Below are 14,799 nucleotides of genomic sequence, written 5' to 3'. Positions count from 1 at the left end.
TCCCCCCGCTCTCGGCTCCGCTCGAGCGGGGGACCCCCAGCAGCAGGAGCAGAGGAACCATGGCAAACGCACCGGTCCAGCGCATGTCCCAGTTGTTGGCGAAGACGTTGCGCGACGACCCGGCGGACGCCGAGGTCCTCAGCCACAAGCTCCTCGTCCGCGCCGGCTACGTACGCCGCACCGCCGCCGGTGTCTGGAGCTGGCTGCCCCTCGGCAAGAAGGTGCTGGCCAACGTCGAGCGGATCGTCCGGGAGGAGATGGACGCCGTCGGCGCCCAGGAGGTCCTGCTCCCCGCGATCCTGCCGCGCGAGCCCTACGAGGCCACCGGCCGCTGGGAGGAGTACGGCCCCGAGCTGTTCCGCCTCCAGGACCGCAAGGGCGGCGACTACCTCCTCGGCCCCACCCACGAGGAGATCTTCACCCTCCTGGTGAAGGACCAGGCGTCCTCCTACAAGGACCTGCCGGTCATCCTCTACCAGATCCAGAACAAGTACCGCGACGAGGCCCGCCCCCGCGCCGGCATCCTGCGCGGCCGCGAGTTCCTGATGAAGGACTCCTACTCCTTCGACACCGAGGACGAGGGCCTCGCCAAGTCCTACGCCCTGCACCGCGAGGCCTACCAGAAGATCTTCGCTCGCCTGGGCCTCGACTACCGCATCTGCGCCGCGACCGCCGGCGCGATGGGCGGCTCCAAGTCCGAGGAGTTCCTCGCCCCGGCCGAGGCGGGCGAGGACACCTTCGCCGACTGCCCGAACTGCGACTTCGCCGCCAACACCGAGGCGATCGCGTACGAATTGAAGCCCGTCGACGGCTCGGACGTGCCGGCCGCCGAGGACATCCCGACCCCCGACACCCCGACCATCGAGACCCTCGCGGCCTTCCTCGACGTCCCGGCCTCGGCCACGCTGAAGAACCTCCTCGTGAAGGTCGACGGCGAGATCGTCGCCGTCGGCGTCCCCGGGGACCGCGAGGTCGACATGGACAAGGTCGAGGCGCACTTCGCCCCGGCCGCCGTCGAACTGGTCACCGAGACGGACTTCGCCGCCCGCCCCGACCTGGTCCGCGGCTACGTCGGACCGCAGGGCCTGGACAAGGTCACGTACATCGCCGACCCGCGCGTCGCCCCCGGCACGGCCTGGATCACCGGCGCCAACAAGGCCGGCACCCACACCGGGAACGTCGTCGCGGGCCGTGACTTCGAGGTCGACACGTACGTGGACGTCGTGGTCGTGCAGGAGGGCGACCCCTGCCCGAAGTGCGGCACGGGCCTGGTCCTGGACCGCGCCATCGAGATCGGCCACATCTTCCAGCTGGGCCGCAAGTACGCGGACGCCCTCAAGCTCGACGTCCTCGGCCAGAACGGCAAGCCGGTCCGCGTCACCATGGGCTCCTACGGCATCGGTGTCTCCCGCGCGGTCGCCGCCCTGGCCGAGCAGAGCGCCGACGACAAGGGCCTGTGCTGGCCCGCCGAGGTCGCCCCGGCCGACGTCCACGTGGTCGCCGCCGGCAAGGCCCTCCAGACCGAACTGGCCCTGGACATCTCCCAGAAGCTGGCCGCCGCCGGTGTCCGCGTCCTGGTCGACGACCGCCCCGGCGTCTCCCCGGGCGTCAAGTTCACCGACTCCGAGCTGATCGGCGTACCGCAGATCCTCGTCGCCGGGCGGCGGGCGGCCGACGGCGTGGTGGAACTGAAGGACCGCCGCACCGGCGAGCGCGAGGAGCTCACCGTCGAGGAAGCCGTCGCCCGCCTCACGGCGTAGCCCGACAAGGGCCGTTGAACGGCCCGTGGCCCGCACCCACCTGGCTGTGGGCGCTCCCGTCGCGGAGCGCTCACAGCCAGGCCGCGAACTCCAGCAACAGCTCCGCATCCGTCGGCCGTCCGACCCGCCCCGCCCGCACGCCCGACTCCACGGCCCGGAACAGCGTCCAGCCCCGCAGCCGGTCCTGGTCCACGTCCAGGGACTCGGCGAGCCGCTTCACCCGGCGCCGGGTCGTGGCAGCGCCGGACGGCTGGGCGATCAGGTCCTCCACCCGGTCCCGGACCAGGCGGGCCAGGTCGAAGGCGCACTCGCCGACCACCGGGTCCGGTCCCACGGCCAGCCACGGCATCCGCTCCCCGGCGAGCACCTTGCTCTGCCGGAACGTGCCGTGCAGCAGCCGGTGCTCGGGCGGCGCGGCCAGCAACTCCTCGCGCGCCGCGAGCGCCAGATCGACCAGCGCGGCCACCTCGGGCTCGGCCCGGGCCCGTGCCCGCATCGCCTCGGCCTGCCGCCCGGTCCGCTCGGCGACCGTCTCGAAGGGGAAGCCGGAGGGCGGCTCCACCCACAGCCGCCGCAGCGTTCCCGCCGCCTCCAGCAGCGCCTTCGCCTCCGGCAGCGACCGCACCGACACATCCGGATGCAGCCGCTCCAGCAGCAGCTCGCCCTCCGCGGGCACGGGTTCGAGCAGCTGTACGGCGCCCCGCCCGGCCCAGTGCGCGAGCGCGGCCCGCTCCGCCTCCGGACGGGCCCGGCCCGGCGCCAGCTTGAGTACGGCGGGCGTACCGTCGGCCCTCCGAACCAGCAGGACCAGGCTGCTGCGCCCACCGGGCACCTGCACCCGCTCGACGGTCAACTCGCGTAGCGCGACGGCCCGCTGCGCCGCCTCGGGCAGCTCATCCAGCCAGTCGTCACCGTCCGGCGCCGTCTCACCGAGCGCCCTCACCAGACGCTTCGGCGGTTCGAAAACCATGAGCGAGTCGTTCCCTTCGTGCTGTCCGCGGTGCGTGCCCCGCGGGGGTCACGCCGTCGGCGCCGCCGAGGGCGGGGCCGTCCCGGCCCGCTCGGCGAGCCCAGGGAAGGCTACGCTCTCGCCGCGCCAGCGCACCGCCCGCACCGCCGCCTCCCGCAGCGCCTCGGCGGCCAGGGCCCGGCGCACGCCACCCGCCGCGCGCACCAGATCGGCGTACACCCCGGCCACCCGGTCCTCCAGTTCGGCGGCGAGCCGCACGGCCGCCGCCGCGTCCGGCACGGGGAAGGGCAGCGCGTAACCGGCGGACGCGGCCACCGGCCGGCCCCCCAGATCCTTCACTTCGCGCACCAGGGCGTCCCTGCGTGCCCGGTGCGCGTCGTACGCCGCGACCGCCTCGGTGCGCTGCCCCTTGCCGATCCGCCCGCCGACGACGCCGTATCCGTAGACCGCCGCGTGCTCGGCCGCCAGCGCCGCCTGCAGAGCCCGCAGCTCCCGGTCCTTCTCCGCGCTCACGCGCCACCCTCCGTCAGCAGATACACGTGCGCCGCCCCGGCCGCCGCCACCGACGCCAGCAGCCGCGCCAGCTCACCCGGAACCCCGCCCAGCGCCCTGACCCGCCGGTCGGCCAGCTCCCGCTCCGCCGCGGCGAGCCCGGCGAGGGCGTCCTTGTCGTTCCCCGGCACGGACGGGGAGGGCGAGGGCGAGGCCGACGCGGACACCGAAGCCGACGGGGACGCCGAGGGCGATGCTTTCCGGCCACCGCCGAACGCCTGCGCGTGCCGTACGACCTCCTCGCGCAGCGGCCGCAGCCGGTCCGCGAGCCCCGGCCGGGCCGCGATCACCGCGTCGTAGCGCTCCGCCAGCCCCTCGCTGTCGCGGGCGGCGCGCGCGCGTGCCCGGTCGGCGGCCGCCCCGCCGTCCGCGGTCGGGCCGCCGGAGTCCCCGCCGGTGCAGCCCGTCAGGGCGAGGGCCGCCGGGGCGGCGGCCAGCAGACTCCTTCTGCGCGGCCCCGAGCGGGTACGCGGCGATGGGGGGAACGGCACGTCAGACGTCCTCGGGGCTCGTGTCGAGAAACTTCGAGAAGGATGCGGGAAAGAAGGGACCGCACGGGCTGCGCGCCCGTGATCACGGTACCCGGGCCGCGGTGCGGCATCACTCAGCGGCACCGTTCGTGACCGGGTGGACGGCAACACTCCCCGCGACCGGATACCCTTTGACCAGACACGCGACCCATCCCACAACAGCACACGCGGCCGAGGAGTCACCCGGATGAGCACCACCCAGAGCGAGAGGCTGCGAGAGCTACTGGAACCGCTCGTCAGCTCCCAGGGCCTGGATCTCGAGGAGATCGAGGTGGACTCCGTCGGACGCAAGCGTGTGCTGCGCGTCGTCGTCGACTCGGACACGGGCGCCGACCTGGACCAGATCGCCGATGTGAGCCGCGCGCTCTCGGCGAAACTCGACGAGACGGACGCGATGGGCGAGGGCGAGTACACCCTCGAGGTCGGCACCCCCGGCGCGGAGCGCCTCCTCACGGAACACCGCCACTACGTCCGCGCCACGGACCGGCTGGTGAAGTTCCAGCTGGCCGAGGGCGGCGAGCTGGTCGCCAGGATCCTGAAGGTCGACGACGAGGGTGTCGACACCGAGGTGCCCGGCGTGAAGGGCCGCAAGGCCACCACGCGCCGGATCGCCTTCGACGACATCACCCGGGCGCGTGTACAGGTCGAGTTCAGCCGCAAGGACAAGAAGGAAGAGGAGGCGTAGCCGTGGACATCGACATGAGCGCCCTGCGGGGCTTGGTTCGGGAGAAGGAGATCTCCTTCGACCTGCTGGTCGAGGCGATCGAGTCGGCCCTCCTCATCGCCTACCACCGCACCGAGGGAAGCCGCCGCCACGCGCGCGTGGAGCTCAACCGGGAGACCGGCCATGTGACCGTGTGGGCGAAGGAGGACCCCGACGACCTCGAGGAGGGCCAGGAGGCCCGCGAGTTCGACGACACCCCGTCCGGTTTCGGCCGTATCGCCGCCACCACGGCCAAGCAGGTCATCCTGCAGCGCCTGCGCGACGCCGAGGACGACGCGACGCTCGGCGAGTACGCCGGCCGCGAGGGCGACATCGTCACCGGAGTGGTCCAGCAGGGCCGCGACCCGAAGAACGTGCTCGTCGACATCGGCAAGCTCGAGGCCATCCTGCCCGTGCAGGAGCAGGTGCCGGGGGAGACCTACCCCCACGGCATGCGCCTGCGCACCTACGTCGTCCGGGTGGCCAAGGGCGTCCGCGGGCCCTCCGTCACCCTCTCGCGTACGCATCCCAACCTGGTGAAGAAGCTCTTCGCCCTGGAGGTGCCGGAGATCGCCGACGGGTCGGTGGAGATCGCCGCGATCGCCCGAGAGGCCGGTCACCGCACGAAGATCGCCGTCCGGTCCACCCGCTCCGGCCTGAACGCCAAGGGCGCCTGCATCGGCCCCATGGGCGGCCGTGTGCGCAACGTCATGGGCGAGCTGAACGGTGAGAAGATCGACATCGTCGACTGGTCGGAGGACCCGGGGGAGATGGTGGCGAACGCGCTGTCCCCGGCCCGGGTCTCCAAGGTGGAGATCGTGGACATGGCGGCCCGGTCGGCCCGGGTGACCGTGCCCGATTACCAGCTGTCCCTGGCCATCGGCAAGGAGGGGCAGAACGCCCGCCTCGCGGCCCGGCTGACCGGCTGGCGGATCGACATCCGCCCGGACACCGAACCGGCCGCGGCCGGCACCCAGGAATAGATCCAAGCCGCGCGCCGTTCAGATCACGACAGGTTCCCGCGCGGCAACTGTTCGAATCCTGCCCCAAAGGGGTGAGGAGCGTACGGGGAGGTAGACTTAGCAGTGTCTGGCCGGACGCGCGCCCGCGCATGCCCTGAACGCACCTGTGTGGGGTGTCGGGAGCGAGCGGCCAAGGCCGAACTGCTGCGGACCGTGGCGATCAAGGACGAGTGCGTCCCTGATCCACGCGGTACGCTGCCCGGCCGGGGTGCGTACGTTCACCCCGCACCGGTCTGTCTCGACCAGGCGGTTCGCCGCCGGGCGTTCCCGCGGGCACTGCGCGTCCCGGGGCCGCTCGACACAAAGGCGTTGCGCCGATACGTCGAGCAGACGACAGTTGCCGAGCAGGCAACACCGTAAGACGTGCCGCACGGAATCCCGTGCGGCTAGGTACCTCGCGAGTCGAAAGCAGGTCGAGATTGCGATGAGCACTCGATGAGTACGCGATGAGTACGCCCATGAACTAGCGACGGTCCGGACGCAACCCGGACCTCAAAGGAGCGAAGTGGCTAAGGTCCGGGTCTACGAACTCGCCAAGGAGTTCGGCGTCGAGAGCAAGGTCGTCATGGCCAAGCTCCAGGAACTCGGTGAATTCGTCCGTTCGGCGTCTTCGACCATCGAAGCGCCCGTTGTACGCAAGCTGACGGACGCCCTCCAGCAGGGCAGCGGAGGCGGCAAGCCCGCCCCCGCCCGCAAGGCTGCCCCGGCGAAGCCGGGTGCCCCCTCTCCCGCGCAGGCCGCCCGTCCGGCCGCCCCGCGCCCGCCGGCCCCCAAGCCGGCCGCCGCCGAGAAGCCCGCGGCTCCGGCCGCGCCGGCCACTCCCGGCCCCCGTCCCACCCCGGGCCCGAAGCCCGCGCCGCGGCCCGCCCCGGCGTCTCCGGCTCCGACCACGCCCGAGTTCACGGCGCCCCCGTCGGCTCCCGCCGCCCCGGCCGCCTCTCAGGGCCAGGGCCAGGGTCAGGGCTCCGGACCGCGTCCGGGCGCCCCGCGTCCGGCCGGCCAGGCCCCGCGTCCGGGTGCCCCGCGTCCGGGCGGTCCCGGCCAGGGCGGCCAGGGCCGTGGTGACCGCGGCGACCGTCCCGGCGCTCCGCGTCCGGGTGGCGGCGCCCCGCGTCCCGGCGCCCGTCCGGCGGGTCCCCGTCCGGGCAACAACCCCTTCACCTCCGGCGGCTCCACCGGCATGGCGCGCCCGCAGGCGCCCCGTCCGGGCGGTGCCCCGCGTCCCGGCGGTCCCGGTGCGCCCGGTGGCGCCCCGCGTCCGCAGGGCCAGGGCGGCCAGGGCGGTCCCCGTCCGCAGGGTGCCGGCGGCGGTCCTCGTCCGCAGGCTCCCGGTGGCGCGCGTCCGACCCCGGGCGGCATGCCCCGTCCGCAGGGCGGCGGCCCGCGTCCCGGCGGCGGTCCTGGCGGTCCGCGTCCGAACCCCGGCATGATGCCGCAGCGTCCGGCTGCCGGCCCGCGTCCCGGCGGTGGCCCCGGCGGCCGCGGTCCCGGTGGCGGCGGTCGTCCCGGTGGCGGCGGCGGTCGTCCGGGCGGCGGCGGCTTCGCCGGCCGTCCCGGTGGCGGCGGTGGCGGTTTCGCCGGTCGTCCCGGTGGTCCCGGTGGCGGTGGCGGCGGTTTCGCCGGTCGTCCCGGTGGTCCCGGCGGCGGTGGCCGTCCCGGCTTCGGTGGCCGTCCCGGCGGTCCCGGTGGCCGTGGTGGCACGCAGGGTGCCTTCGGCCGTCCCGGTGGTCCCGCGCGTCGTGGCCGCAAGTCGAAGCGGCAGAGGCGCCAGGAGTACGAGGCCATGCAGGCCCCGTCGGTCGGCGGTGTGATGCTGCCTCGCGGCAACGGCGAGACCGTTCGCCTGTCGCGCGGTGCTTCCCTCACCGACTTCGCGGAGAAGATCAACGCCAACCCGGCGTCGCTCGTCGCGGTCATGATGAACCTCGGCGAGATGGTCACGGCCACGCAGTCCGTCTCCGACGAGACGCTGCAGCTCCTCGCCGACGAGATGAACTACACGGTTCAGATCGTCAGCCCGGAGGAGGAGGACCGCGAGCTCCTCGAGTCCTTCGACATCGAGTTCGGCGAGGACGAGGGCGACGAGGAGGACCTGATGGTCCGTCCGCCCGTCGTCACCGTCATGGGTCACGTCGACCACGGTAAGACCCGGCTCCTCGACGCCATCCGCAAGACGAACGTCATCGCGGGCGAGGCCGGCGGCATTACCCAGCACATCGGTGCCTACCAGGTCGCGACCGAGGTCAACGACGAAGAGCGCAAGATCACCTTCATCGACACCCCGGGTCACGAGGCGTTCACCGCCATGCGTGCCCGTGGTGCGCGGTCGACCGACATCGCGATCCTGGTCGTCGCGGCCAACGACGGCGTCATGCCGCAGACGGTCGAGGCGCTCAACCACGCCAAGGCGGCCGACGTCCCGATCGTCGTCGCGGTCAACAAGATCGACGTCGAGGGCGCCGACCCGACCAAGGTGCGCGGTCAGCTGACCGAGTACGGCCTGGTGGCCGAGGAGTACGGCGGCGACACGATGTTCGTCGACATCTCCGCCAAGCAGGGTCTGCACATCGACTCCCTGCTGGAGGCCGTGGTCCTCACCGCCGACGCCTCGCTCGACCTGCGGGCCAACCCGAACCAGGACGCGCAGGGCATCTCGATCGAGTCCCGCCTCGACCGCGGCCGCGGTGCCGTGTCGACGGTCCTCGTCCAGCGAGGCACGCTGCGGGTCGGCGACACCATGGTGGTCGGCGACGCGTACGGCCGAGTCCGGGCGATGCACGACGACAACGGCAACAGTGTGGCCGAGGCCGGCCCGTCGACGCCGGTCCAGGTCCTCGGCCTGACCAACGTCCCGGGTGCGGGCGACAACTTCCTGGTGGTCGACGAGGACCGTACGGCCCGTCAGATCGCCGAGAAGCGCGCCGCCCGTGAGCGCAACGCCGCGTTCGCCAAGCGCACGCGCCGCGTCTCGCTCGAGGACCTGGACAAGGTGCTCAAGGCCGGCGAGGTCCAGCAGCTGAACCTGATCATCAAGGGTGACGCTTCCGGATCCGTCGAGGCGCTCGAGTCCTCGCTGCTCCAGCTGGACGTCGGCGAAGAGGTCGACATCCGCGTCCTGCACCGCGGTGTCGGTGCGGTCACGGAGTCCGACATCGACCTGGCCATGGGCTCCGACGCCATCGTCATCGGCTTCAACGTGCGCGCCGCCGGGCGTGCGCAGCAGATGGCCGAGCGCGAGGGTGTCGACGTCCGGTACTACTCGGTCATCTACCAGGCGATCGAGGAGATCGAGGCGGCCCTCAAGGGCATGCTCAAGCCGGAGTACGAAGAGGTCGAGCTCGGTACGGCGGAGATCCGCGAGGTCTTCAAGTCGTCCAAGCTGGGCAACATCGCGGGTGTTCTCATCCGCTCCGGCGAGGTCAAGCGCAACACCAAGGCGCGCCTCATCCGCGACGGCAAGGTGGTCGCGGAGAACCTCAACATCGAGGGTCTGCGTCGCTTCAAGGACGACGTCACCGAGATCCGCGAAGGGTTCGAGGGCGGTATCAACCTCGGCAACTTCAACGACATCAAGGTCGACGACGTCATCGCGACGTACGAGATGCGCGAGAAGCCGCGCGTCTGACCTGAGCCACGATCGGGGCCGGTCGGCGGGAGTTATTCCGTCGATCGGCCCCGGCCGTTGCGTGTACGGTTCCCGTATCGGCGTCGAAGCGTGGCGCCCGTACCCCGAACCGGCGGGACATCCGGATACACACATGTATGTGGGGACTCTGTCCTTCGACCTCCTCCTCGGCGACGTCCACTCGCTCAAGGAGAAGCGCTCTCTCGTCCGTCCGATCGTGGCCGAACTCCAGCGCAAGTACGGGGTGAGCGCGGCCGAGACGGGTAACCAGGACCTCCACCGCAGGGCCGAGATCGGGCTCGCGGTGGTTTCAGGGGAGACGGGTCACCTCACCGACGTCCTGGACCGCTGTGAGCGGCTCGTCGCCGGGCGGCCCGAAGTCGAACTGCTCTCGGTTCGACGCAGGCTCCACAGCGACGAAGACTGAAGCAACAAGTAAGCACTTAAGGAGACGGACCAGTGGCCGACAACGCGCGCGCCAAAAGGCTGGCGGACCTCATCCGAGAGGTGGTGGCCCAGAAGCTGCAGCGCGGGATCAAGGACCCGCGGCTCGGCTCGCACGTCACCATCACGGACACCCGGGTCACCGGTGACCTGAGGGAGGCGACCGTCTTCTACACGGTGTACGGGGACGACGAGGAGCGCAACGAGGCCGCAGCAGGCCTGGAGAGCGCCAAGGGCATCCTGCGCTCCGAGGTGGGCCGGGCCGCCGGCGTGAAGTTCACGCCGACCCTGACCTTCGTCATGGACGCCCTCCCGGACAACGCCCGCACCATCGAGGACCTCCTCGACAAGGCGCGCCAGTCCGACGAGAAGGTGCGCGAGGCGTCCGCGGGCGCGAAGTACGCCGGCGACGCCGACCCGTACCGCAAGCCCGACGAGGACGACGAGACGGACGACAGCGCCGAATGACCCAGAAGCCCACCACGCCCGACGGCCTTGTCATCGTCGACAAGCCGTCGGGCTTCACTTCGCACGACGTCGTCGCCAAGATGCGCGGCATCGCCAGGACGCGACGCGTCGGGCACGCCGGCACCCTCGACCCGATGGCGACGGGTGTCCTCGTCCTCGGCGTCGAGAAGGCCACCAAGCTCCTCGGCCACCTCGCGCTGACCGAGAAGGAATACCTGGGCACCATCCGGCTCGGGCAGAACACCCTCACGGACGACGCCGAGGGGGAGATCACCTCCTCCGTGGACGCCTCCAAGGTCACCCGCGACGCCATCGACGCCGGCATCGCCGCGCTGACCGGCGACATCATGCAGGTGCCCTCCAAGGTCAGCGCCATCAAGATCAACGGCGTGCGGTCGTACAAGCGGGCCCGGGAGGGCGAGGAGTTCGAGATCCCGGCCCGGCCGGTCACGGTCTCGTCCTTCGGCGTGTACGACGTCCGGGACGCCGTCGCCGACGACGGCACGGCCGTCCTCGACCTGGTCGTCTCGGTCGTCTGCTCCTCCGGCACCTACATCCGGGCGCTGGCCCGCGACCTGGGCGCCGGTCTGGGGGTCGGCGGCCACCTCACCGCGCTGCGCCGCACCCGCGTCGGCCCCTACAAGCTGGACGCGGCCCGCACCCTCGACCAGCTCCAGCAGGAGCTGACCGTGATGCCGATCGCCGAGGCCGCCGCTGCCGCCTTCCCCCGGTGGGACGTCGACGCACGGCGGGCCAAGCTGCTCACCAACGGCGTCCGGCTGGAGATGCCCGAGACCTACGCGGGTTCCGGCCCCGTCGCCGTCTTCGACCCCGAGGGCCGCTTCCTCGCGCTCGTCGAGGAGCAGCGGGGCAAGGCCAGGAGTCTGGCCGTCTTCGCCTGACGGCCCGGGAGCGGGTGTCCGCCCGTGGAGCGGCGGCCACGGGTACCTCCACTGCCGCCGCTCCACGGTCCCCCCTCGGTTCCCCCACCTCTAGGCGTATCCAGCCGTGCCCGTTCCTTCACCCGTTTGTGCGGGCGCTCGGAGTGAACCGGGGGAGCGGAAGGGGGCGCTTTCACAGAGCGGTCTGTCCCGCTGATCATCTCGCCCCTACCGTCGAACACGAGGGCAGGGGTGTACGGCGGGGAGGCTCGACGATGGCGTCGCGGAACCGGTCGCGGGAGCGGGACGGCAGCTCCCAGGACTTCCCGGACCGTCCCGGAACAGCAGAGCACGAGGGCGGGGCGGTGCCCGGCCCCCGAAGAGTCATGCGCGAGGGCGGAGCGTTCCTCGACTCCGGGACGGCAGGGCATGAGGAAGGGGCGGCCCCCGACGACCGCCTCGTCCGTGTCCGCGACCTCGCCGGCCGCCCCCGCGGCACCGGCTTCCTGGCCGACCACCACGGCACTCTGATCACCAGCCACGAGGCCGTCGACGGCCTGTCCCGGCTCGTGCTGCAGGGGCCCGGCGACCGCCGCCGGGTCGTGTCCGCCGACGCGGTCACCCCGCTGCCCGCGCTGGACCTGGCCCTCGTGCGGACCGAGGGGCTCGGCGTGCCGCCGCTGCCCGTCACCGTGCGGGACGCGGCGGCGACCGGCGCCTATGTGCGGATCCCCGCGGGCGGCTGGCGCGAGGCGCGGGTGCTGGGCCCGGCCTCCGTGACGTACACGGCCACGGACCGCTCCCACCGCCTCGACGGCGCGCTGGAGCTGGCGGTCGGCACGGCGGGGCGGGACGCGCTGCGGCTGGGCGGTGGAGCGGCCGGAGGCCCCGTGCTCGACGCCGCCACCGGCGCCGTCGTCGGAGTCCTCGGCACCGCGCTCAGCTCCGGCCATCGCGACGTCGGATTCGCCGTACCGCTGCGAGCGGGGGTCGCCGGAGCGGCGGGCCCGCTCGCCGGACTGCTCGCCGAGAACGCCGCGACGGTACCCGCCTACGGCGTAGATCTGAACCTCGCCGGAGTGCTGGAAGTGACCGGCGCAGCGGTGGTTCTGGACGGTCCGCCCGGCGGGACCGGAGTGCCGGAACCGGTCGAACGGGCGGGCGTGTCCGCCCGGTTCGACGCCTTCGCGGCAGGCACGGCGGCCGTCCTCGGTCTCGTCGGAGCCCCCGGCAGTGGTCGCACGACGGAACTCGCCGCGCTCGCCGCCCGCCGCGCCCGCGGCGGGCATCCCACGCTCTGGCTGCGCGGCTGCGACCTGCGGGAGGACGACACGTCGGTGGCGGACGCGGTCCGCAGGGCGTTGACCCGGGCCGTCCCCGTCGTGGCCGGTGCGCAGGCCCCGCCTCCGCCCTCCCTGCCCCGGCCCGCCGGCCCGCAGGACATGACACCCGAGCGCCTCGCCCGCCTCGCCGGTGCGTCCGGCCGGCCCCTGCTGCTGCTCCTGGACGGCCCCGAGGAGATGCCCCCGGCGGCGGCCCGCCGCTTGGCCGACTGGGCGGACGGGACCCTGCGGTGGCTCGGGAAGACGGGAGCGCGGCTGGTGGTGGCCTGCCGGCCGGAGTACTGGGAGGAGGTGTCCGGCCTGCTGCGCCGTCCGGAGTGCGTGCGGCTCGGCGACCTCGGCGAGGACGAGGCCCGGGAGGCCCGGCTGCGGTACGGCATCGCCGAGGGCGCCCTCGACGGCACCGGCGCCCGGCACCCCCTCACCCTGCGTCTGCTCGCCGAGATCAGGGACGAGCTCACCGACGCGTCCGACACGCCGGTCCTGCTCGCGGGCCCCGTTGGCCGGGACGAGGTCTTCTCCGCCTACCTGGACCTGATGGCGCTGCGCATCGCCACCCGGCTGGCCACCGGCAACGGCCTGCACGGCACGGCCGTACGCCGGCTGGCGGCCAAGGTCGCCGGGCAGGTGCACGAAGCCGCCCGGCGCGGCCTCGGCCCGGGGCAGGGCGACCTGGACCGGGAGGCGTTCGAGGCGGTGTTCCCGTGGGGCACCGGTCCCGAGCGGCTCGGCGGCTGCTCCGGCTGGGCGCCGGCCGTGCTCGCCGAGGGACTGCTCGTGCCCGCCGGGCCCGGCTACCGCTTCGCCCACGAGGGGCTCGCCGACTGGCTCCAGGGCATGCACCTCGACCTCGACGAGGCGCTGCACGCCCTCGTCCACCGCGGCGAGGACGCGCAGCCCGGCCCCGTGCCGCGGCACCGCATCGGGCCGGTGATCCAGGCCCTGCTGTGCCTCGCCCGCCAGCACGGCGCGGATCACCTGGCCTCCCGCCTGACGGACCTGGTGCACGCGCTGGACGCCGACCCGCGGTCCTGGTGGGCCGTGCGGCTGCTCGCGGGGACCCTGTCGGCCCTGCCCGACGCGGCACCGTACACGGAGGTGCTGCACCGGCTCGCCGACCGGATCGTGGCCTGGCGGCGGCAGGAGCGGCCCGTGCCGGAGGAGCTCGGGCCCCCCTTCTGGACCGGCGTACGGCTCCCGCAGGCGACGCGCTGCGCACTGCTACGGCGGCTGGTCCATGCCGACGGGCCGCCGTGCGAGGCCGGGCCCCGGTTCCTGGACGCCGTCGCCGGACTCCTCACCGCCGACCCCACCGCAGTGCAACCCCAGCTCGCCCGCTGGTTCGACGACGAGCAGCCGCTGCCCGCCACCCCGCACGCGACCGCGGCCACGGCCGCGCAGGCGCTGCTGCACACCCACCGCCACACCGCCCTGGACGAGCTGACGGACGTCCTCGTCGACCGCGCGCACCCCCGGGCCGACGAACTGCTCGCGGTGCTCGCCGAGGAGGAGCCGTCCGCGGTGTGCCGGGCCGCCGACCGGTGGGCGCGCGACGAGCGGCCCGCGCGGCGGAGCGCCGCGGTCGCGCACGGACTGCGCGTCGCGCCGCACGTGAGCACGGGCGGCGACCGCGCCCTGCTGCGCTACGCGGCCCTCACCCTGCTCGCCCGCCCCGCCGACCGCGCCCTGCACGGCGGCGCACTCGCCCTCCTCGTCCAGGACCCGCACACCCGGGCCCGCTACCTCCCACGGGCGCTGGAGCACTTCGCGGCGGGCGACCCGCGGTTCTCCCCGGACGCACTGGCCGGAGCCCTCCTGACCGACCCGGAGCCGGTCCTCGGGGCCTTCACGGCCCGGCTGGAACGCCCGGACGCACAGGAGGCACTGCGGGCACTCGCCGACGCGACCCCGCCGGGCCTGGCCCGGCGGATCGCCGCGCTGCTGTGCCGGGCGGCGCGCGGGCGGCCGGAACTCGCCGGGCAGGTGGCCGCGTACGCGGACCAGCGGCTCGACCGCGGCCCCGACGCCCGGCCCGTGCTCCTGCCGCTGGTCACCGGCCTGCTGGAGGACGGTGACGTGCGGCTGCGCTGCGCCCTCGCCCCCGTCCTCACCCCGCCCGGCATCCCCGCCTCACGTCCGCTGCGCCGCGAACTGCGCGACGTGCTCCTCGCCCGTGAGCACGACACCGACGTCCTGGACGCGCTGCTGCACGCCGCCGCCCGCAACGGCGGCGACGACCTGCGCGACCTCGTCCACCGCGTCGGACTGCTCCTCGTGCGCACCCCGCAGGGCGCCACCCGCTTCGACCGCGCCCTGGTCGACCTGGGCCGGCACGTGCCCGGTTTCGCCGCCCGCGCGGCCGGCTGGCTGGCCGCCGCACCCGGGGAATGGGCGGCGCTGGTCGGGCCGAGTTCCCGCCGGACGATCGAGAGCCTGGCGGGCACCACCGTCCCCGTGTGACCGGCCCTCCGGGGCCGGGCCGCAGGCCGGTGCCGTGCGCC

General features: G+C 73.7%; 12 protein-coding genes. 9 read left to right on the top strand and 3 right to left on the bottom strand.

Annotation, left to right across the window (positions count from 1 at the left end):
* Positions 1 to 59 precede the first annotated feature (59 nt).
* The gene (locus tag AB0F04_RS25805) at positions 60 to 1,760 is read left to right on the top strand and encodes a proline--tRNA ligase (RefSeq protein ID WP_362044999.1); all 1,701 of its coding nucleotides are present in this window, start codon (positions 60 to 62) and stop codon (positions 1,758 to 1,760) included.
* A gap of 70 nt (positions 1,761 to 1,830) precedes the next feature.
* On the opposite strand, the gene AB0F04_RS25800 is transcribed toward AB0F04_RS25805, so the two are convergent.
* Genes AB0F04_RS25800 through AB0F04_RS25790 form a run of 3 tightly spaced genes read right to left on the bottom strand, consistent with a single transcriptional unit; the run spans position 1,831 to position 3,773 of the window.
* A complete protein-coding gene (locus AB0F04_RS25800) occupies positions 1,831 to 2,730 on the bottom strand; it encodes an aminoglycoside phosphotransferase family protein (RefSeq protein WP_362044997.1) in 900 nt (299 codons plus the stop codon).
* A gap of 48 nt (positions 2,731 to 2,778) precedes the next feature.
* A complete protein-coding gene (locus tag AB0F04_RS25795; protein ID WP_362044995.1) occupies positions 2,779 to 3,243 on the bottom strand; it encodes a ferritin-like domain-containing protein in 465 nt (154 codons plus the stop codon).
* Entirely contained in the window at positions 3,240 to 3,773 is a 534-nt protein-coding gene (locus AB0F04_RS25790; RefSeq protein WP_362044993.1) for a hypothetical protein, read from the bottom strand. Before AB0F04_RS25790 ends, AB0F04_RS25795 begins: the two co-directional genes overlap by 4 nt.
* 226 nt (positions 3,774 to 3,999) lie before the next feature.
* Between AB0F04_RS25790 and rimP the strand changes: the two genes are divergently transcribed.
* The 8 genes from rimP to AB0F04_RS25750 all read left to right on the top strand — a co-directional run bounded on the left by rimP (position 4,000) and on the right by AB0F04_RS25750 (position 14,758).
* Positions 4,000 to 4,497: a ribosome maturation factor RimP gene (gene rimP / locus AB0F04_RS25785; protein WP_362044991.1), complete on the top strand. Its 498-nt coding sequence runs from the start codon at positions 4,000 to 4,002 to the stop codon at positions 4,495 to 4,497.
* A 2-nt stretch (positions 4,498 to 4,499) separates the two neighbouring features.
* Positions 4,500 to 5,498, top strand: coding sequence for a transcription termination factor NusA (nusA, locus tag AB0F04_RS25780; protein ID WP_362044989.1), 999 nt, complete (start codon positions 4,500 to 4,502; stop codon positions 5,496 to 5,498).
* A gap of 102 nt (positions 5,499 to 5,600) precedes the next feature.
* A complete protein-coding gene (locus AB0F04_RS25775) occupies positions 5,601 to 5,897 on the top strand; it encodes a YlxR family protein (RefSeq protein ID WP_362044987.1) in 297 nt (98 codons plus the stop codon).
* 145 nt (positions 5,898 to 6,042) lie between these two features.
* Positions 6,043 to 9,162 (top strand): translation initiation factor IF-2, encoded by a 3,120-nt coding sequence (gene infB, locus AB0F04_RS25770; protein WP_362044985.1) that lies wholly within the window; start codon positions 6,043 to 6,045, stop codon positions 9,160 to 9,162.
* Positions 9,163 to 9,295: 133 nt separating this feature from the next.
* Entirely contained in the window at positions 9,296 to 9,589 is a 294-nt protein-coding gene (locus tag AB0F04_RS25765; protein ID WP_030853207.1) for a DUF503 domain-containing protein, read from the top strand.
* 32 nt (positions 9,590 to 9,621) lie between these two features.
* Positions 9,622 to 10,074, top strand: coding sequence for a 30S ribosome-binding factor RbfA (gene rbfA, locus AB0F04_RS25760; protein ID WP_053668669.1), 453 nt, complete (start codon positions 9,622 to 9,624; stop codon positions 10,072 to 10,074).
* Positions 10,071 to 10,976, top strand: a complete 906-nt coding sequence (truB, locus tag AB0F04_RS25755) for a tRNA pseudouridine(55) synthase TruB (protein ID WP_362044983.1) — start codon at positions 10,071 to 10,073, stop codon at positions 10,974 to 10,976. The genes rbfA and truB overlap by 4 nt, the downstream gene beginning before the upstream one ends.
* Before the next feature lie 254 nt (positions 10,977 to 11,230).
* Positions 11,231 to 14,758 (top strand): trypsin-like peptidase domain-containing protein, encoded by a 3,528-nt coding sequence (locus AB0F04_RS25750; RefSeq protein ID WP_362044982.1) that lies wholly within the window; start codon positions 11,231 to 11,233, stop codon positions 14,756 to 14,758.
* The last annotated feature ends 41 nt before the right edge of the window (positions 14,759 to 14,799 follow it).

The sequence above is a fragment of the Streptomyces sp. NPDC029041 genome (genome assembly GCF_040637515.1).
Lineage (GTDB): Bacteria > Actinomycetota > Actinomycetes > Streptomycetales > Streptomycetaceae > Streptomyces.
The sequence above is the reverse complement of the archived record's forward strand: the minus strand, read 5'-3'. Positions and strand labels throughout refer to the sequence as shown.

What these genes read in the sequence shown, in the direction of transcription:
- AB0F04_RS25805 (WP_362044999.1), top strand. Translation starts at nt 60, where the DNA reads ATGGCAAACGCACCGGTCCAGCGCATGTCCCAGTTGTTGGCGAAGACG.
- AB0F04_RS25800 (WP_362044997.1), bottom strand. Translation starts at nt 2,730, where the DNA reads ATGGTTTTCGAACCGCCGAAGCGTCTGGTGAGGGCGCTCGGTGAGACG.
- rimP (WP_362044991.1), top strand. Translation starts at nt 4,000, where the DNA reads ATGAGCACCACCCAGAGCGAGAGGCTGCGAGAGCTACTGGAACCGCTC.
- AB0F04_RS25765 (WP_030853207.1), top strand. Translation starts at nt 9,296, where the DNA reads ATGTATGTGGGGACTCTGTCCTTCGACCTCCTCCTCGGCGACGTCCAC.
- truB (WP_362044983.1), top strand. Translation starts at nt 10,071, where the DNA reads ATGACCCAGAAGCCCACCACGCCCGACGGCCTTGTCATCGTCGACAAG.
- AB0F04_RS25750 (WP_362044982.1), top strand. Translation starts at nt 11,231, where the DNA reads ATGGCGTCGCGGAACCGGTCGCGGGAGCGGGACGGCAGCTCCCAGGAC.